Source organism: Stenotrophomonas indicatrix (assembly GCF_050573115.1).
GTDB lineage: Bacteria > Pseudomonadota > Gammaproteobacteria > Xanthomonadales > Xanthomonadaceae > Stenotrophomonas > Stenotrophomonas lactitubi_A.
This window is the reverse complement of sequence record NZ_JBNYZT010000008.1, coordinates 1-17041: the sequence shown is the minus strand read 5'-3', so window position 1 is coordinate 17041 and position 17041 is coordinate 1. Positions and strand designations below refer to the sequence as shown.

The window sequence follows — 17041 nt, the reverse complement described above, 5'->3', positions numbered from 1 at the left end:
CCCTATGTCGATCCTGACACGTCGGTCGCCGCGCGCGGCCGGGCTGGTCGTCGCCGTGCTGCTGGGCTTGATCCCCGCCGCACAGGTCGCCGCACAAGCCGCACCTTCGTACGACACCCTGCTTGAACGTCTCGACCAGCTGCCCGGCACCCGCGTCGGCGCGGCATTGGCCGAGGCGGCCGACGCCCGCGCCGACCAGGCCCGGGCGCTGCCCAACCCCTCCCTTTCCTGGTCCGCCGAAAACGCCTGGGGCACAGGCTCCTACGGCGGCATGGGCAGGGCCGACACCGTGCTTACCCTGTCCCAGCCCTTGGAGGTCTGGGGCCAGCGAAGCGCGCGCGTCCGCGCCGCCCGCGCCGAGGCACAGGCCGCTGCCCTGCGTGGTTCGCAGAGCCGCAGCGATGTCGCCAGCCAGCTGGCGGCGATCTACGCACAGGCGGAAAGCGCCCTGCGTCGTTACACCTTGGCCGACGAAGCGCTGACCCTCACCCGCGATGATGCGGCGGCGGTCACCGCCATGGTCAAGCATGGCCGCGAACCTCAGTTGCGTGCGGTGCAGGCGCAAAGCGAAGTGGCCAATGCCAGCGCCGCGCTGGATGAGGCACAGGCCTTCCGCGATGCCGCGCTGGCCCGCCTGGCCGGTGCGGCCCTGCTGGATGCACCGGTGCAGACCATCGACAACAGCCTGCTCGACCGCGCACCGCCGGCGCCGCGTGGCGCCATCGATGTGGCACTGGCCGTGCGTGTCGCCGAAGCCGAAGTTGATGCGGCCGGTCGCCTGGTCGATGTGGAGCGCAAGCGTGCCCTGCCCGACCTCAGCGTCACCGCCGCGCAGACGCGTTTCCGCGAGGACCGCGAGCAGGCGTACACGCTCGGCGTCAGCCTCTCGATCCCGTTGTTCGACCGCAACCGTGGTGGCATCCGTGCCGCCAGTGCCGAACAGCGCGCGGCCGAGGCGCGGCTGGACCAGCAGCGCCGCGACAGCGAAGCGGAACGGTTGTCGGCGGTGGCGGGCCTGAAGGCGGCCGGCAGCCGCACCCGTGCGGCCGACGAAAGCGTGGTCGCCGCCGAGGAAGCCTATCGCCTGGCCCGCGTCGGCTTCGACGCCGGACGCATCTCGCAGCTGGAACTGCGCAGCACCCGCAGTGCCCTCATCGCCGCCCGCGGCACCGCTGTGGACGCGCGTTTGTCGCGCGTCGGCGCGGAAATCGATCTCGCCCGCCTCGAAGGGCGCGCACCTTTTGTGGAGGCCCGATGAACCTGTCCCGCTCTTTCCCCCTGGTTGGTGGCCTGCTGCTGACCGTATTCCTGGCCGGCTGCTCTGGCAACGCACAGACCCCGGCAGCATCAGATGCCGCCAGCAAGGCAGCGGCCGACGACGGCCATGGCCATGCCGCCGACAGCACCGAAGCGAAGTCCGAAACAAGCAAGGCGCCCGACGCCGATGAAGGCGTGGTGCAGCTGACGCCCGAGCAGATCAAGGCCTCCGGCATCGACGTGGTCGCCGTCGGCCGCGGTGGCGGCGGTTCGACGCGGCTGTCCGGCCGGGTGGAGCCATCGATCGGTGCGCGTGCATCGGTCGCCTCCACCGTGACCGGGCGCGTGGAGCGCGTGCTGGTCGCACCGGGCACGGCGGTGAAGCAAAACCAGGCGCTGGCGATCGTGGTCAGCGGTGAGGCGGCGGTGTTCCGCGCCAATGCGGTTGCCGCCGCCGCGGAAGCCGAAGCAGCGCGCCTGGCCCATGGCCGCGACAAGGCGCTGGTCGAACAGGGTGTGGTCGCCCGCCAGGAACTGGAAACCTCACGCGCGCGCTCGCTGGCGGCACAGGCGCAGGCTGCGGCCGCACAGGCACAGGCCGCCGCCAACGGTTCACCCGACAGCAGCGGCCGCGTGCGCATCACCAGCCCGGTGGCCGGCATCGTCGGCAACGTACAGGTCACGCCTGGTGGCGTGGTGGCGGCCGGCAGCCCGGTGGCCGACGTCGCCGATCCATCGATGAACGAGCTGGTGTTCACCGCACCGCCTGCGCTGGCCGCACAGGTCAGCCCGGGCATGACGCTGGAAGTGACCGTACCGGGCGGCAGCTTCAGTGCCACCGTCACCGGTTCTGCCGCCGATGTGCGCCAGCAGGGTGGCGTGGCGGTGATCCGTGCCACGCCGGTCAATGCCGCATTGCCGCCAGCCGGTTCGCCGGTGTCGGCGGTGGTGGTCACCGACGGCAAGGATGGCGCGCTGAGCGTACCGGCCGATGCCGTGCAGAACGTGGATGGCAGCAGCGCGGTGTTCGTCGCCGTCGAGGGCGGCTTCAAGGTGCAGCCGGTGCTGGCCGGCCGACGCGCCGGCGACCGCATCGAGATCCTCGGCGGCCTCAGCGGCAGCGAACGCATCGTCGGCGCCAACGCGTTCCTGCTCAAGGCCGAACTGGCCAAGGGCGAAGCCGAGCACGGGCACTGAGGACCTTCCATGTTCAAGCTCATCATTGAAACCGCGGTACGCCACCGCTGGCTGGTCGTGGCCTTGGCTGCACTCATTGCCGCCGTAGGCCTGTTCCAGCTCGGCAAGCTGCCGATCGATGCGGTACCGGACATCACCAACCGCCAGGTGCAGATCAACACCGTGGCCCCTGCACTGACGCCCGAGCAGATCGAGCGGCAGGTGACCTATCCGCTGGAAACCGCACTGGCCGGCATCCCCGGCCTGACCACCACCCGTTCGCTGTCGCGCAATGGCTTCTCGCAGGTCACCGCGATCTTCACCGATGCCACCGACATCTACTTCGCCCGCCAACAGGTGGCCGAACGCATGCGCGAGGCCGCCGAAGCACTGCCCGAGGGTGCCTCGCCCATGCTGTCGCCGGTCACCACCGGCCTCGGCGAGGTGTTGATGTGGACGGTGGACTTCACCGCGTTCGACCCTGCGAAGCTGGCCAAGCCCGGCGAAGCGGGCTGGCAGGCCGGCGAGGTCTACCGCACGCCGGAAGGCAATCTGCTGCGCACGCCGGAAGAACGCGCCACCTACCTGCGCACCGTGCAGGACTGGATCATCGCGCCGCAGATGCGTTCCAGCCCCGGGCTGGCGGGCGTGGACACCGTCGGTGGCTACGTCAAGGAATACGGCGTGCATCCGGACAGCGCGTGGTTGGCCGCGCATGGCCTGGGCCTGGCCGACCTGGTGACGGCCCTGCAGCGCTCCAATGTGCAGGCGGGTGCCGGCTTCGTGCAGCGTGCCGGCGAAGGCCTGGTGGTGCGTGCCGATGGCCTGGCGCTGACCACCGACGATCTGGCACAGGCACCGGTGGCCACCCGCAACGGCGTGGTGGTGCGGGTGTCCGATGTGGCCGAGGTTGAGCTGAGCCGCGCACCGCGCCTGGGTGCGGCCAGCCGCAATGGCCATGAAGCCGTGCTCGGCACCGCGCTGATGATCGCCGGCGGCAACAGCCGCACCGTGGCCCAGGCCGCCACCGCGCGCCTGGAACAGGTAAACAAGTCGCTGCCGGCGGACATCGTGGCGGCGCCGGTGCTGGACCGCAGCGAGCTGGTCAATTCCACCATCAAGACCGTGGCCAAGAACCTCACCGAAGGCGCGCTGCTGGTGGTGGTGGTGCTGTTCCTGCTGCTCGGCAACCTGCGCGCAGCGACGATCACCGCACTGGTGATCCCGCTGTCGTTCCTGTTCGCGGTGATCGGCATGAACCGCTTCGGCATCAGCGGCAACCTGATGAGCCTGGGTGCGCTGGACTTCGGCATCCTGGTGGACGGTGCGGTGATCGTGATCGAGTCGACGCTGCTGATGCTGGGCCAGCGCCGTGCCGAACTGGGCCGCGCGTTGACCGCGATGGAACGCCTGCGTGTCGCGGCTGATTCGGCGCGCAAGATGGCGCGACCGGCAGCGTTCGGCCAGCTGATCATCCTGCTGGTGTTCGCGCCGATCCTCACCCTGGAAGGCGTGGAGGGCAAGACGTTCCATCCGATGGCGGCGACCTTCATGCTGGCCCTGGTGGGTGCCTTTATCTTCTCCTTCACCTTCGTGCCGGCGATGGCCGCACTGATGGTGCGCGAGCCGAAGCTGAAGGAAGGCGAGGCACACAGCGATGATGGCGAGCACGAAACGAAGCTGATCCGCGTGCTGCGTGGACGCATCGAGCCGATCATCCGCCAGGCCGTCGCGCGTCCGCGGGCGGTGGTGGCGGGTGCAGGCCTGATGCTGCTGGTGGGTATTGGTTCGTTCGGCCTGCTCGGCCGCGAGTTCATGCCCACCCTGGATGAAGGCAACGTGGCGATGCAGGCACTGCGCGTGCCGTCCACTTCACTGGAGCAATCGCTGGCGATGCAGCTGGCGCTGGAGAAGGCGATTGCCAAGCAACCGGAAGTGGAAACGGTGTTCTCGCGTACCGGTACCGCTGAAGCGGCGATCGACCCGATGCCGACCAACATTTCCGACAGCGTGATCGTGCTCAAGCCACGTGCAGACTGGCCCGATCCGAAGCTGGGCAAGGAAGCGCTGGTGGCCCGCTTCGAAAAGCTGGCCGGCCAGCAGCTGGGCAACAGCTTCGAGTTCAGCCAGCCGATCGAGCTGCGCTTCAACGAGCTGATTTCCGGCGTGCGGACCGATCTGGCGGTGATGATCTTCGGCGATGACTTCAGCCAGCTGCAGAAGGTGGCCGACCAGGTGGCGCTGAAACTGCGTGCGGTGGAGGGTGCGGCCGATGTGCGCGTGGAGCAGATTTCCGGCCTGCCCACGCTCAACGTCAAGATCGACCACGTGGCAGCGGCGCAGTACGGATTGACCGCCGCGGACGTCAGCGATGCGCTGTCCACCGGCATCGGCGGCACGGCGGCAGGCAAGATCTTCGAGGGCGACCGCCGCTTCGATGTGGTGGTGCGGCTGGATGACAGCGCACGCAACGACCCGGATCAGCTGGCCTCGCTGCCGATCGCAACACCGGCTGGTGTGGTGATTCCGCTGTCCTCGGTCGCGCGCATCAGCGTCAGCGAAGGGCCGAACCAGATCAGCCGCAACAACGGCAGCCGCCGGGTGGTGGTGCAGGCCAACGTGCGTGGCCGCGATCTCGGCGGCTTCGTTGGCGAGGCGCAGACCGCCGTGGCCGAGGTGGCGCTGCCACCCGGTGCCTACCTGACCTGGGGCGGCCAGTTCGAGAACCTGCAGCGTGCGGAAAAGCGCCTGGCCACGGTGGTGCCGGTGGTGTTCCTGCTGATCGGCAGCCTGCTGTTCATGGCCCTGCGCAGCGGCAAGGAAGCCATTCTGGTGTTCAGCTGCGTACCGCTGGCGCTGGTCGGCGGCATCCTCGCCCTGCTGCTGCGCGGCATGCCGTTCTCGGTGTCGGCAGCGGTGGGCTTCATCGCCGTTTCCGGCGTGGCCACGTTGAACGGCCTGGTGCTGATGCAGGCGATCCGCGAGCGCCTGGACGCCGGTGACGTGCCGATGATGGCCGCGATCAATGGTGCGTCCAGCCGTATCCGCGCGGTACTGACCACCGCACTGGTGGCCATCGTCGGCTTCATTCCGATGGCGATCGCCAGTGGCTCCGGTGCGGAAGTGCAGAAGCCGCTGGCGACGGTGGTGATCGGTGGCTTGATCACCGCCACGGTGCTGACCCTGCTGGTGCTGCCGACCTTTGCTGCGCGCGTGGCGAAGGTGCGGGCGGCAGGCTGAAAGACGAAAGGGGCGGATCATGCGATCCGCCCCCGTTTTTCGGTAGTGCCGGCCGCTGGCCGGCAATGTCGAACGATTGCGGTGCGTGCAGGTTGCCAGCCAGCGGCCGGCACTACCTTGGTCTGATCAGACCTTCTTGCGCTCGGCGATGTACGCCTGGATCTGTTGCTCCAGCACCGGCAACGGCACCGAGCCCTGCTTCAGCAGCGTGTCGTGGAAGCCTTTGATGTCGAACTTGTCACCCAGTTCCTTCTCCGCCTGCGCACGCAGGCGCACGATGGCGATCTCGCCGAGCTTGTAGCTCAACGCCTGGCCCGGCCAGGAAATGTAGCGATCCACTTCGGTGGTCACTTCGTGCTCGCTCAGCGCCGTGTGGTCACGCAGGTAGGCCAGCGCCTGTTCGCGGGTCCAGCCCTTGCTGTGCACGCCGGTGTCGATCACCAGACGCGTGGCGCGCCACATCTCGTAGGTCAGGCGACCGAAATCCTCGTACGGGGTTTCGTAGATGCCCATTTCCACGCCCAGCTTCTCGCAGTACAGCGCCCAACCTTCGCCATAGGCGGAGATGTAGGCATTGCGGCGGAACTCCGGCAGGTTCTTCTGCTCGGCGGCGATGGCACCCTGCAGTGCATGGCCCGGATCGGATTCGTGCAGGGTCAGCGCCGGCAGGTTGTACAGCGGGCGCGACGGCAGGTTGTAGGTGTTGAGCCAATAGGTGCCCATGCCACCACGGCCGGCGGTCCAGAACGGCGCGATGTCCGGCGGCACCGGCACGATGGTGAAGCGCGCGCGCGGCAATGTCATGTACTTGCCGAGCTGGCCATCGGCACGCTTGGAGATCCATGCGGCACGCGACAGCAGTTCTTCCGGCGTCCTGGCATAGAACTGCGGGTCGGTACGCAGGAAGGTCAGGAACTCGGCAAAGCTGCCCTTGAACTTCACCTGCTTGATGATGTCGTTCATTTCCTTCTGGATGCGTGCCACTTCATCCAGGCCGATGCGGTGGATCTCGTCCGGCGACAGGTCCAGCGTGGTGTATTCGTGGATCTGCTGCTTGTAGTACGCCTTGCCGTCGGGCATCGCTTCGGCGGCGAGGGTGGTACGCGCCTGCGGCACGTACTCGTTGACGAAGAACGTGCGAAGCTGCTGGAACGCCGGCACCACCTTGCCGCTGATCGCCGCGCGGGCCTGTGCCTGCAGCTTGGCCTGCTCGGCAACCGGGACGGTGTTGGGCAGCTTCTTGAACGGCGCGTACAGCGGCGACTCGGTCGGGTCCTTCAGTTCGGCGACGGTGGCGATGGACACCTCGCGGCCATCGAGCACCGCACGCGGCACGCTGAAGCCGCGCTTCAGGCCGGCGCGCATGTTTTCGGTCTGCTGGTTGAAGTAGCGCGGCACGTCATTCAAGCGCGCGATGTAGTTCTGGTAGTCCTGCACGGTCTTCATCTCGCGCCGGGCCATGAAGGACAGGTTGGACCAGAACGAGGAGTCGGCGTTGAACGGCATCTCGTAGCCGCGCAGGCGCACTTCTTCGGCCAGGTTGAACACCTGGTCGCGGTAGATCGCGTAGTTGACCTGGTTGTCAGGCGACAGGGTCTTCGGATCGATCTTCTTCAGCGCGGCCAGGGTTTCGTCCCATACCTTCAGGCGCGCCTGCTGCGCGGCCGCGCCGACGTCGGGCATGCGGGTGGCGTTGGCCGGGGCGTCCTCGTCCTCGCTGGCCTCGCCGCCGCCGTCCTGGCGCCACTTCCACTCCTTCTCGTACAGCGCGCGGAAGGTGGCGTCGGCGGGTGATTCAGTGGCCACACTGGCCGGCGCGGTGGCGGTGGGCGGTGCGGCCAGGGCCACGGCGGGGGCAGACAGGGCGATCAGCAGGGCTACGGCAAGACGGGTTTTCACGAGCACAGGTTCCCGGGAAGGCAGACCCCGATCATGGCACCCCGCACCGCACATGGCATGGGACGAAGGTCCTGCCTCAGTAGATCCACGCCATGCGTGGATGCTCCTGCCGCGGACGCATCGGGCCAACCAAGGTCGGCGTCACCCGGGCCCGGCGGCACCTGCATGGCCGCTCTGGTAGTTGCCAACCTTGGTTGGCACCCGGAGAAACCCAGCGCCGACCAAGGTCGGCATCTACCGGTAACTCAGTGGCTGGCCTTGTCCCGCTTCCAGCCGCGGTGCTTGATGTCCAGCTGCAGGCTGTACAACGCGGTGAATGCAGGGAACAGGTTCTGCAGCACGCCCACCGAGTCCTGCTTGGCCGAGAACAGGAAGTAGCTCAGCGTCATCAGGCTGCCGACCACGCTCATGTACCAGAACAGGCGCGGGATCACCGGCTTGCCGGCGCGCTTGGAGGCGACGAACTGGACCAGCCAGCGACCGCCAAACATCAACGCACCGGTGTAGCCGATCAGCTTCCAGCCGGTCACATGCAGGCCGGTCCAGTACAACCAGGTCAGCGGCTGGTCCAGCCAGTGAAGCTCCAGATCCATCAACGCTCCTCCACCGCGGTGCGCTTGCTGCGGGTGATCAGCCAGGCCACGCCGCGCAGGTCGCGGATGCCGACCAGCGCACGGCCGAGGTTGTTGTACTTGGACACGCCGGCAGTGCGGTGACGATGGTTGACCGGCACGCTGGTGGTCTTCCAGCCGGCGCGCTGCATCAGCGCCGGCAGGTAGCGATGCATGTGGTCGAAGTACGGTAGGTCGAGGAAGGCATTGCGCTCGAACAGCTTGATGCCGCAGCCGGTATCAGGCGTGTCATCGTGCAGCATGCGCGCGCGGATGGCATTGGCCCACTTGCTGGCCCAGCGCTTGCTGCCGCTGTCCTGGCGGTTGACGCGCCAGCCGGCAAACAGCTTCACCTGGGCGTCGGCGGTACCGCGGGCCTCCAACAGCTTGGGGATGTCGGCCGGATCGTTCTGGCCATCACCGTCGAGGGTGGCGATCCACGGTGCACGCGCATGCTTGACGCCGGTACGTACCGCGGTGCTCTGCCCGCTTTGCGAAACGTGGTGCAGCACCCGCAGTTCCGGCGTGGTGGCCTTCAGGCCCTGCAGCACGGCCAGGGTGTCATCGCGCGAATGATCATCGATGTAGACGATCTCGAACGGCAGCCGGCCGCGCAGTGCAGCGGTGATTTCGGCCACCAGTGGCGCGACGTTGTCGCGCTCGTTGAATACTGGGACGACGACGGACAGCTCGGGTTGGCTCATGGGGGGACTCGGCCAAGGAGGGACAAAGACCGCGCATTTTCCGACGCCGAGGTTATCCGAAGATGAATCTGGCAGTGTGAGGATGCGTTCTCACGCGCGATCAGCAAAATACTCGCGACACCACTGCACCACCGGCGGCAGGCCCTGTTCGATCGGCATGACCGGTTCGTAGCCAAATGCGTCATGTGCGCGCCGGGTATCGGCCATCGTGCGCACCATGTCGCCCGGCTGCATCGGCTTGTAGACCTTCTGCGCGGGGCGACCAGCGGCCTGCTCGATCACGCCGATGAAGCGCTCCAGCTCGACCGGCGTGTGGTTGCCGAGGTTGAACACCCGGTGCGGCACCGGACCATCAGCCGGGTGCGCGAGGGCGCCGAGAATACCGGCAACGATGTCGGAGACATGTGTGAAGTCGCGCTGCATGCGGCCTTCGTTGAACACATCGATCGGACGGCCAGCCAGCACCGCGCGCGAGAACAGCAGCGGCGCCATGTCCGGCCGGCCCCACGGGCCGTACACGGTGAAGAAGCGCAGGCCGGTAGCATGCAGGCCATACAGCTGCGCGTAGGTGTAGGCCATCAGTTCATTGGCCGCCTTGGTCGCTGCGTACAACGAACGCGGCTGGTCCACGCGCTGGTCTTCGGAAAACGGCGGCGTTGCCGAATCGCCGTACACCGAACTGCTGGACGCATACACCAGATGCTGCACGCCACGGTGGCGGCACAGCTCGAGCATGTTGACGAAGCCGACCAGGTTGCTGTCGACGTAGGCGTGCGGATTTTCCAGCGAATAGCGCACGCCGGCCTGCGCGGCCAGGTGGATCACCGCGGTCGGCTGTACTTCCTCGAACAGCGCGGCCAGGCCGTCGCGGTCGGTCAGGTCCAGCGTGCGCAGATCCAGCGTCGGGCACAGCGCGGCCACGCGGTCGCGCTTGATCTGTGGGTCGTAGTAATCGTTGAAGTTGTCCAGGCCGACCACCGACTGGCCAGCATCAAGCAGGGCACGGGCGGTGTAGGCACCGATGAAGCCGGCTGCGCCGGTGAGCAGGATGGTCATTGCGGTGAGCCTGGAATTCAACGGTCAATTCAGTAGTGATGGCGTCTGATGGTACGCGCAGGGCCTAGAACAGGCCGAAACGCTTCTTGGCCACATTGGTGCGCCCCGGCTGGATGACATCCTGGATGTTCTTCGCATCGAAGCGATCCAGCAGGGTTTCCGAGTCCTTTTTCAGCTTCAGGTCCATCTCTTCCGGGTACAGCGGCACGATCGCCATGAACTCGATGGTGGTGCCGTCTTCCAGCGCCAGCGTGCCGAAGTCGTCCGGGGTCGTGACCGGCGGCAGCACGATGGCCCCATCGAACCCCACGCCCGGTGCATAGGGCTCGGACGGATGGCCGTTGGGAATGGTGTGGCCGAAGCCCAGCCAGGTGTCGTACTCGTGCGGCAGCCGCGCCAGGGTCTTCAGCAGGCGCACCGGCCAGTAGTTGCGCTCATCCTCGAAGGCATCCTGGGTGATCGGCCAATCCGCCGGCAGGGTCACCATCAGTTCCATGTGCCGGGGGGCGCCCACCTCGTCGGGCACGGCCATCGGCAGATCACTCATGCCCGAGGTCACCAGCCGCAGGTACGGGCACTCGTCGGTGGCGGGCACCACATGCACGTCGATGTGGACGATATCGGAGATGATTTCATGGAAGACGCCGGAGATCGGGCCAAGATGGCGCTCGATGTGCGCGCTGATCTCCTCGATGTGCGACTCGCCCTGGGCCGGGGTGAAGTCCTTCTCGCGGCTGTGTACGAGAATCGGGCTGCCGCCCGGGCTGACGTCGTCTACTTCAATGGTCATGTCCTGCTCCCTGGATGAGCCACGGGGCGGAGCGGCCCACCTGCGGTGGACGACGCGGCCTCCGGCACGCGCGGCGGTGCGTTCCCTGCAATCGACGGCACACGGCAGGAACGGGCCGTGCGCCCATGAAGATGCGCCGGGGTCAGCCCTGGCGCGTGCGCAGCCGCTCCAGCACGCCATCGAGCGTGTCCAGGTTGGCGTAATGGATGATCAGCTTGCCCTTGCCGCCGCGGCCATGATTGATGGCAACCGAGGTACCCAGCACTTCGGACAGCTCGGTTTCCAGCGAGGCGATATCGGCCTGCTGCACCTTGGCCACCGGCTGCGGACGGTTGCTCGGCACCTTGCCGGCGGCAAACGCCTGCGCACGACGCTCGACCTCGCGCACCGACCAGCCTTCATCGGCCGCTTCCTGGGCCAGCTTGCTGGCCAGTTCCGGGGCCAGCGTCAGCAGTGCGCGGGCGTGCCCCATCTCCAGCCGGCGCGTTTCCAGCAGCAGGCGGATGGCGATCGGCAGCTCCAGCAGGCGCAGCAGGTTGGACACCGCCGCGCGCGAGCGACCGACGGCCTCGGCGGCCTCGGCATGGGTCAGGGTGAATTCGCTGATGAGGCGCTGCAGCGCTTCGGCTTCTTCCAGCGGGTTGAGGTCTTCGCGCTGGATGTTCTCGATCAGCGCCATCGCGATGACGGTGCGGTCTTCCAGCTCGCGCACCACCACCGGCACTTCGTCCAGGCCAGCCAGCTGCGAGGCGCGCCAGCGACGTTCACCGGCGACGATCTCGAAGTTGCCTGCCGGCAGCTGGCGCACCAGGATCGGCTGGATCACGCCCTGCGACTTGATCGAGTCGGCCAGTTCGGACAGCTTGCCCTGGTCCATCTCGCGACGCGGCTGGTACTTGCCCGGCTGCAGCTGGCCTACCGGCAGCTTGCGCAGCACTTCACCGGGCAGCGGCTCGATCACCGCCGTACTGGCCTGCACCTGGCTGACCGCGCCCTTCGGACCGAGCAGTGCGTCCAGGCCGCGGCCGAGGCCTCGCTTCTTGGCTGCAGGCTTGCTGCTGGTCATCAGACGGTCTCCACGGCCTTGGTGGCCTTGTTGCGTTCGTTGTTGCGACGGATGATCTCGCCGGCCAGGCCGAGGTAGGCCACGCCGCCGCGCGAAGCACGATCGTAGCCGACGATGCTCTGGCCATGGCTGGGCGCCTCGGCCAGGCGCACGTTGCGCGGCACGATGGTGCGGAACACCCGGTCGCCGAAGTGCTCGGTGAGCTCGGCCGACACGGCATTGGCCAGGTTGTTGCGCACGTCGAACATGGTGCGCAGCACGCCTTCGATCTCCAGCGCCGGGTTGAGGTTGGCACGCAGCGCTTCGATGGTTTCCACCAGCGCGCTCAGGCCTTCCAGTGCGTAGTACTCGCACTGCATCGGCACGATCACCGAATCGGCGGCGGCCAGGGCGTTCAGGGTCAGCAGCGAGAGTGCCGGCGGGCAGTCGATCAGGATGTAGTCGTACTCGTCGCGGATCGGCGCCAGCGCGCGCTTCAGGCGCTGCTCGCGCTCGCTCTGCGCCATCAGCTGGATCTCGGCCGCGGTCAGGTCGATGTTGCCCGGCAGCAGGTCGTAGCCTTCGGCGGTCTGCACGCGCACGTCGGCAGCGCTGGACTCGCCCAGCAGCAGATCGTAGGTGGAGGAGACCAGCTCGCGCTTGTCCACGCCACTGCCCATGGTCGCGTTGCCCTGGGAATCCAGGTCGACCAACAGCACGCGCTTGGGTGCGTTGGCCAGGGAAGCGGCCAGGTTGACGGCGGTCGTGGTCTTGCCGACGCCACCCTTCTGGTTGGCGATGGCGATGATGCGGGCCATGCGGGTGTGCCTCGTCGACGTGTGCTGGGACCGGTCATTATGCGTACAACCGGGCCCGTGCGGAAATCGTGGATCGCCAACCGCTTGTTCCACAAGGGGGTGGCGGCGGGGTTCAGGGGCCTGTGACGGTGACCAGATGGCGTTCGCCGGCCAGGCCGGGCACGCTCAGCGGGACCACCTCGCGCACCTGCCAACCGGCCGGCAGCGCTGCGATCTCCTCATGCGGGTAGACGCCCTTCATGGCCAGCAGCACGCCACCGGGGCGCAGCAGGTGGCCACCGACGCGGACGATGCCGGCCAGGGTGTCCATCGCGCGCGCGGTCAGCTGGTCGTAGCTGCCCGGCTCGGCCAGCGCTTCGGCGCGCGACTCGGCCACGCGGGCATTGTCCAGGCCCAGCTGGCGCACGGCCTCGCGCATGAAGCGGGCCTTCTTGCCGTTGCTTTCCACCAAGGTGACCTGCAGGCCTGGGCAGGCGATTGCCAGCGGGATGCCCGGCAACCCGGGGCCGGTACCGAGGTCGGCCAGGCTGCCATCGGCCACGAACGGCTGCATCGCCAGCGAATCAAGCAGATGGCGGGTGACCATTTCCTGCGGATCGCGGATGGCGGTGAGGTTGTAGGTGCCGTTCCAGCGGTGCAGCAGCGCCAGGTAGCGCAGCAGCGGCGGGGCCAGCTCGGCGGCCAGGCCCATGCTGGCCAGGCCCTGCTGCAGCGTGGTCGCTACGCCGGCGGGAAGATCGTGTTCGCTCATTGCAACATTATCGCCGGTTTTCACTGCAGATTCGGCGATTCACTGCGGATACCAGGCCAATGCGGCGCGGAACTGGCCACTGGCCTGCCACTCGTGCAGGTGCCAGCGCGCCGCCTCGCCCAGTTCCGGGTCGCACCAGCGCAGGTGCAGCGCGCCATCGGCGGCCGGGGCCAGCTGCAGGCGGTGCAGGCCAAAGGAAATGCCCTGCCCGTGCGCCTTCAGCATGGCTTCCTTGGCGCACCACACGCGGAAGAACCAATGCTCGCGGTCGGCCTCGTCCAGGCCCTGCAGCCAGACCACTTCGTCGGGATGGAAGAAGCGCTGGATGATTTCCAGCATGCGTGGGCGCGGCCGCAGCAGTTCCAGGTCCACGCCCAGCCGCACGCCTTCGCCCAGTGCCACCAGCAGCACCTCGCCACTGTGGCTCCAGCCGGTGCCGTAGTGGGCCAGCGCGCCGCTCAGCTCGGGGCGGCCCTTGTCATCGCGCAGCAGCGGCAGCGCATCCGGCTCGCCTCCCAGGGCTTGTGCCAGCACCTGCCGGGCCTGCGGCTCACCGCGCTGGCCGGGCACGTGCGGGCAGCGCCAGACCGTGACCGGGCCAAACCGCCAGGGGCCGTCGAGGGTGGCTGGCAGGCTCATCCGCACGCGGCCATCACGGGATTGCACGACGGGTTCACAGCGTTGCGCGTCAACTGTGCTCTGTTATCCACCGGAGAGTCGATCATGGGAATCATCATCTGGCTGATCGTCGGCGGCATCGTCGGCTGGCTGGCAAGCATCATCATGAAGCGCGATGGCCAGCAGGGCATCATCCTCAACATCGTGGTGGGCATCGTTGGCGCACTGATTTCCGGCTGGCTGTTCGGCGGCGGCATCAATGAAGCGATCACCCTCCGCACGTTCCTGTTCTCGCTGATCGGCGCGGTGATCCTGCTGGCGATCGTCAACCTGTTCACCCGCAAGAGCATACGCTGACGCGGAACACCGCTTGAATACGGGGCCCGGCATCTGCCGGGCCTCGTTGTTTCAGCCCAACTGCACCCAGGCCGGCGCATGATCACTGGGGCGTTCCCAGGTACGCGGCTCGCGGTCGATGCCCGAGGCCACCACACTGCCCTTCAGTGCATCGGAAACCAGATTCAGGTCGATGCGCAGGCCGAGGTTGCGGCGGAAACCGGCCGCCCGGTAATCCCACCAGCTGAAGGTGCCGGCCTCGTCGTTGTGCAGGCGGAAACCATCGTGCAGACCCAGCTGCAGCAGCTTGGTCAGCGCGCCGCGCTCGGCGGTGGAGGTCAGGATGTGGTTCTCGTTCCAGACCTCGGGGTCGTGCACGTCGCGCGCATCAGGGGCGATGTTGAAGTCGCCCATCACGATCAGCTTCGGATGCCGCTGCAGTTCTTCGGCGATCCAGGCATGCACGGCTTCCAGCCAACGCAGCTTGTACTCGTACTTGTCGGTACCGATGTCCTGGCCGTTGACCACATACAGGTTGATCACCCGCAGGTCGCCGAAGGTGCCGGCGATGACCCGCTTCTGCTCGTCCTCGAAACCGGGAATGCCGATCTGCACGTCCTGCGCCGGCTCGCGCGACAGCAACGCCACGCCGTTGTAGGTCTTCTGACCAGCGAACACGCTGCGGTAGCCCGCGGCGATAAGCGCCGAATCGGGGAACTTGTGGTCCTCCAGCTTGGTTTCCTGGATACCGACGATGTCCGGGCCGAAGTCCTTGAGCCACTGCTCCAGGTGCGGCAGGCGGACATTGAGCGAATTGACGTTCCACGAGGCGATCTTCATGGGGGCATTCTACCCGGGTGTGCTTTGGTGGATGCCAACCTTGGTTGGGGCCTGGATGCCGTGCGCCCCGGTAGAGGCCGACCTTGGTCGGCGCTTGGGGTGCCGTGCGCCCCGGTAGACGCCAACCTTGGTTGGCGCTTGGGGTTCACGCGTGCCAACCAAGGTTGGCACCTACCGGAACGGGCCGCGCGGCCTGGCGGCTACCGGTAGTGCCGGCCGCTGGCCGGCAAGTGCAGGGCCTCGCCGAAGGGTCATGAGGTTGCCGGCCAGCGGCCGGCACTACCACCGGGTGCAGCGCCACGCTCTGCCTGGGTTCACCGCAGCAGCAACCTCAACAACCCGGCAATCTTCGAATACGGCGGCCGCAGCCGGTCACTGGCCGCCCAGCGCGACTGCCACAACACCGGCAGCAGTTTGCTCATGGCATCGAACCCGGCCTGCCCGTGATACGCGCCCATGCCACTGGCGCCCACACCGCCGAACGGCAGACCATCAGCGGCGAAGTGCAGCAGCGTGTCGTTCACCGTCACCCCACCGGCCACCACCTGGCCAAGGATGCGCTCCACCGTCGCCGTGTCGTGGCTGAAGGGATACAGCGCCAACGGCCGGTCGCGGGCCACGATGTCGGCCAGCGCCGCATCCAGGTCCGGATAGGCGCGTACCGGCAGGATCGGGCCGAAGATCTCCTCGCGCATCAGGTCCAGGTCATCCGGCGGGTCCAGCACTACCGTTGGCACCAGCAGCCGCTCGCGGTCGGCGCGCGCCTCATCCACCTGCGCCAGCGCAATCACCGGCACACCGCGTTCGCGCGCCTGCGCCAGATAGCCCTGCAGGCGCCGGTATTGGCCTTCGTTGATGATCCGCGTGTAGTCACCCGCATCGCTGAAATCACCGTAACGCTCGCGCACCTGCTGCTGCAGCGCCTGCACGAACTCGCGCTGGCGCACGCTGTCGATCAACACATAGTCCGGCGCGATGCAGGTCTGCCCGGCGTTGAACCACTTGCCGGTGGCCAGCCGCGCCGCGGCTTTATCCAACGGAAAATCGCGGCAGACGATGGCGGGCGACTTCCCGCCCAGCTCCAGCGTCAGCGGCACCAGATGTTCCGCCGCCGCCGCCATCACCTTGCGACCGACCGCGGTGGAACCGGTAAACACGAGGTGGTCCAGCGGCAACGCGGACACTGCCGCTGCAACATCAGCCCCGCCCTGCACCACCGCCACGCGACCAGGCGGAAACACGCTGGCCAGCAGATCGGCCAGGAACGCGCTGGTGCGCGGTGTGTGCTCGGAAGGCTTCAGCAGCACATGGTTGCCAGCGGCAATCGCAGTGGCCAGCGGCACCAACGCCAACGTGACCGGATAGTTCCACGGCGAGATCACCCCGACCACGCCCAGCGGCGTCGGCCGCAGCTGCGCGCGGGCTGGCCACAGCTTCCAGCCTGCAGACGCATGACGCGGCTTCGACCAGCGTCGCAGGTGACGGCGCAGGTGATCGATGGCCGACAGCACGCTCATGCCATCGGCTAGTTTCGATTCAACGTGGGCGCGGTGGCCGAAGTCCTCGGCGATGGCCGCAGCCATTTCGTCCATGCGCTCCTTCAGCGCCTCGCGCAGGCGGCGCAGGTCGGCTTCGCGCTGGTCCAGCGAAGGACGCTGGGCCTGCCACGCACTGCGCAGGGTATGCAGGATGGCGGGGAGGTCGGCGGCTGAGATGCTCATTCCGCGACTATACGGCGTGCGCACGTGAGGCGGCCGGCACTACCAGAGTGCGGGCCGGATAAGCGCGCCCACAAACAGAAAGGCCGTGGTCTGCACCACGGCCTTTCCTTCATGCAATGAAAACCACCGGTTACTTGGTGATATCCACGTTCTTCGTCTCATGCAGGAACAGGCCACCC

15 protein-coding genes are annotated in these 17041 nt (G+C 67.4%); 4 read left to right on the top strand and 11 right to left on the bottom strand.

The features are described from left to right. The first annotated feature begins 4 nt into the window (after positions 1-4). From ACQ5SA_RS17375 to ACQ5SA_RS17365, 3 genes are read left to right on the top strand one after another with little or no spacing between them, the layout of a single operon-like run. The gene (locus tag ACQ5SA_RS17375) at positions 5-1258 is read left to right on the top strand and encodes a TolC family protein (protein ID WP_499315235.1); all 1254 of its coding nucleotides are present in this window, start codon (positions 5-7) and stop codon (positions 1256-1258) included. Further along, complete coding sequence (locus ACQ5SA_RS17370; protein ID WP_499315233.1) at positions 1255-2454, top strand: efflux RND transporter periplasmic adaptor subunit; 1200 nt, start codon at positions 1255-1257, stop codon at positions 2452-2454. The genes ACQ5SA_RS17375 and ACQ5SA_RS17370 overlap by 4 nt, the downstream gene beginning before the upstream one ends. 9 nt (positions 2455-2463) lie before the next feature. Further along, the gene (locus ACQ5SA_RS17365; RefSeq protein ID WP_499315231.1) at positions 2464-5673 is read left to right on the top strand and encodes an efflux RND transporter permease subunit; all 3210 of its coding nucleotides are present in this window, start codon (positions 2464-2466) and stop codon (positions 5671-5673) included. Between the two features lie 126 nt (positions 5674-5799). Here ACQ5SA_RS17365 and ACQ5SA_RS17360 read toward each other — a convergent pair whose 3' ends face one another. From ACQ5SA_RS17360 to ACQ5SA_RS17320, 9 genes are all read right to left on the bottom strand, one after another. Beyond that, positions 5800-7572, bottom strand: coding sequence for a DUF885 domain-containing protein (locus ACQ5SA_RS17360; RefSeq protein WP_499315230.1), 1773 nt, complete (start codon positions 7570-7572; stop codon positions 5800-5802). Positions 7573-7817: 245 nt separating this feature from the next. Then, positions 7818-8165 carry a lipid-A-disaccharide synthase N-terminal domain-containing protein gene (locus ACQ5SA_RS17355; protein WP_025878793.1) on the bottom strand — a complete coding sequence of 116 codons (348 nt, stop codon included), beginning with the start codon at positions 8163-8165 and terminating at the stop codon, positions 7818-7820. Further along, positions 8165-8887, bottom strand: a complete 723-nt coding sequence (locus tag ACQ5SA_RS17350; RefSeq protein WP_499315228.1) for a glycosyltransferase family 2 protein — start codon at positions 8885-8887, stop codon at positions 8165-8167. Before ACQ5SA_RS17350 ends, ACQ5SA_RS17355 begins: the two co-directional genes overlap by 1 nt. A 90-nt stretch (positions 8888-8977) precedes the next feature. Beyond that, positions 8978-9943, bottom strand: a complete 966-nt coding sequence (locus ACQ5SA_RS17345; RefSeq protein WP_033832549.1) for an NAD-dependent epimerase/dehydratase family protein — start codon at positions 9941-9943, stop codon at positions 8978-8980. Between the two features lie 64 nt (positions 9944-10007). Further along, the gene (locus ACQ5SA_RS17340; protein ID WP_499315225.1) at positions 10008-10733 is read right to left on the bottom strand and encodes a suppressor of fused domain protein; all 726 of its coding nucleotides are present in this window, start codon (positions 10731-10733) and stop codon (positions 10008-10010) included. A gap of 142 nt (positions 10734-10875) precedes the next feature. Beyond that, positions 10876-11799 carry a ParB/RepB/Spo0J family partition protein gene (locus ACQ5SA_RS17335; protein ID WP_025878789.1) on the bottom strand — a complete coding sequence of 308 codons (924 nt, stop codon included), beginning with the start codon at positions 11797-11799 and terminating at the stop codon, positions 10876-10878. Next, positions 11799-12596, bottom strand: coding sequence for a ParA family protein (locus ACQ5SA_RS17330; RefSeq protein ID WP_025878788.1), 798 nt, complete (start codon positions 12594-12596; stop codon positions 11799-11801). Before ACQ5SA_RS17330 ends, ACQ5SA_RS17335 begins: the two co-directional genes overlap by 1 nt. A 112-nt stretch (positions 12597-12708) precedes the next feature. Continuing rightward, the gene (rsmG, locus tag ACQ5SA_RS17325) at positions 12709-13347 is read right to left on the bottom strand and encodes a 16S rRNA (guanine(527)-N(7))-methyltransferase RsmG (protein WP_499315223.1); all 639 of its coding nucleotides are present in this window, start codon (positions 13345-13347) and stop codon (positions 12709-12711) included. 39 nt (positions 13348-13386) lie between these two features. Next, positions 13387-13986: a 4'-phosphopantetheinyl transferase family protein gene (locus ACQ5SA_RS17320; RefSeq protein ID WP_089237883.1), complete on the bottom strand. Its 600-nt coding sequence runs from the start codon at positions 13984-13986 to the stop codon at positions 13387-13389. 84 nt (positions 13987-14070) lie between these two features. Between ACQ5SA_RS17320 and ACQ5SA_RS17315 the strand changes: the two genes are divergently transcribed. Then, positions 14071-14322, top strand: a complete 252-nt coding sequence (locus ACQ5SA_RS17315; RefSeq protein WP_025878785.1) for a GlsB/YeaQ/YmgE family stress response membrane protein — start codon at positions 14071-14073, stop codon at positions 14320-14322. 51 nt (positions 14323-14373) lie between these two features. Here the strand turns inward: ACQ5SA_RS17315 and xth are convergent, their stop codons facing one another. Both xth and ACQ5SA_RS17305 read right to left on the bottom strand, forming a co-directional pair. Beyond that, a complete protein-coding gene (gene xth, locus ACQ5SA_RS17310; RefSeq protein WP_499315221.1) occupies positions 14374-15141 on the bottom strand; it encodes an exodeoxyribonuclease III in 768 nt (255 codons plus the stop codon). A gap of 314 nt (positions 15142-15455) precedes the next feature. Beyond that, positions 15456-16862 carry a coniferyl aldehyde dehydrogenase gene (locus tag ACQ5SA_RS17305; protein ID WP_499315219.1) on the bottom strand — a complete coding sequence of 469 codons (1407 nt, stop codon included), beginning with the start codon at positions 16860-16862 and terminating at the stop codon, positions 15456-15458. Positions 16863-17041: the final 179 nt, after the last annotated feature.

Bases quoted from the DNA above. Each gene is read 5' to 3' on its own strand.
- ACQ5SA_RS17375 (WP_499315235.1), top strand. From the start codon at position 5: ATGTCGATCCTGACACGTCGGTCGCCGCGCGCGGCCGGGCTGGTCGTC.
- ACQ5SA_RS17370 (WP_499315233.1), top strand. From the start codon at position 1,255: ATGAACCTGTCCCGCTCTTTCCCCCTGGTTGGTGGCCTGCTGCTGACC.
- ACQ5SA_RS17365 (WP_499315231.1), top strand. From the start codon at position 2,464: ATGTTCAAGCTCATCATTGAAACCGCGGTACGCCACCGCTGGCTGGTC.
- ACQ5SA_RS17355 (WP_025878793.1), bottom strand. From the start codon at position 8,165: ATGGATCTGGAGCTTCACTGGCTGGACCAGCCGCTGACCTGGTTGTAC.
- ACQ5SA_RS17350 (WP_499315228.1), bottom strand. From the start codon at position 8,887: ATGAGCCAACCCGAGCTGTCCGTCGTCGTCCCAGTATTCAACGAGCGC.
- ACQ5SA_RS17345 (WP_033832549.1), bottom strand. From the start codon at position 9,943: ATGACCATCCTGCTCACCGGCGCAGCCGGCTTCATCGGTGCCTACACC.
- ACQ5SA_RS17340 (WP_499315225.1), bottom strand. From the start codon at position 10,733: ATGACCATTGAAGTAGACGACGTCAGCCCGGGCGGCAGCCCGATTCTC.
- ACQ5SA_RS17335 (WP_025878789.1), bottom strand. From the start codon at position 11,799: ATGACCAGCAGCAAGCCTGCAGCCAAGAAGCGAGGCCTCGGCCGCGGC.
- ACQ5SA_RS17330 (WP_025878788.1), bottom strand. From the start codon at position 12,596: ATGGCCCGCATCATCGCCATCGCCAACCAGAAGGGTGGCGTCGGCAAG.
- rsmG (WP_499315223.1), bottom strand. From the start codon at position 13,347: ATGAGCGAACACGATCTTCCCGCCGGCGTAGCGACCACGCTGCAGCAG.
- ACQ5SA_RS17320 (WP_089237883.1), bottom strand. From the start codon at position 13,986: ATGAGCCTGCCAGCCACCCTCGACGGCCCCTGGCGGTTTGGCCCGGTC.
- ACQ5SA_RS17315 (WP_025878785.1), top strand. From the start codon at position 14,071: ATGGGAATCATCATCTGGCTGATCGTCGGCGGCATCGTCGGCTGGCTG.
- xth (WP_499315221.1), bottom strand. From the start codon at position 15,141: ATGAAGATCGCCTCGTGGAACGTCAATTCGCTCAATGTCCGCCTGCCG.
- ACQ5SA_RS17305 (WP_499315219.1), bottom strand. From the start codon at position 16,862: ATGAGCATCTCAGCCGCCGACCTCCCCGCCATCCTGCATACCCTGCGC.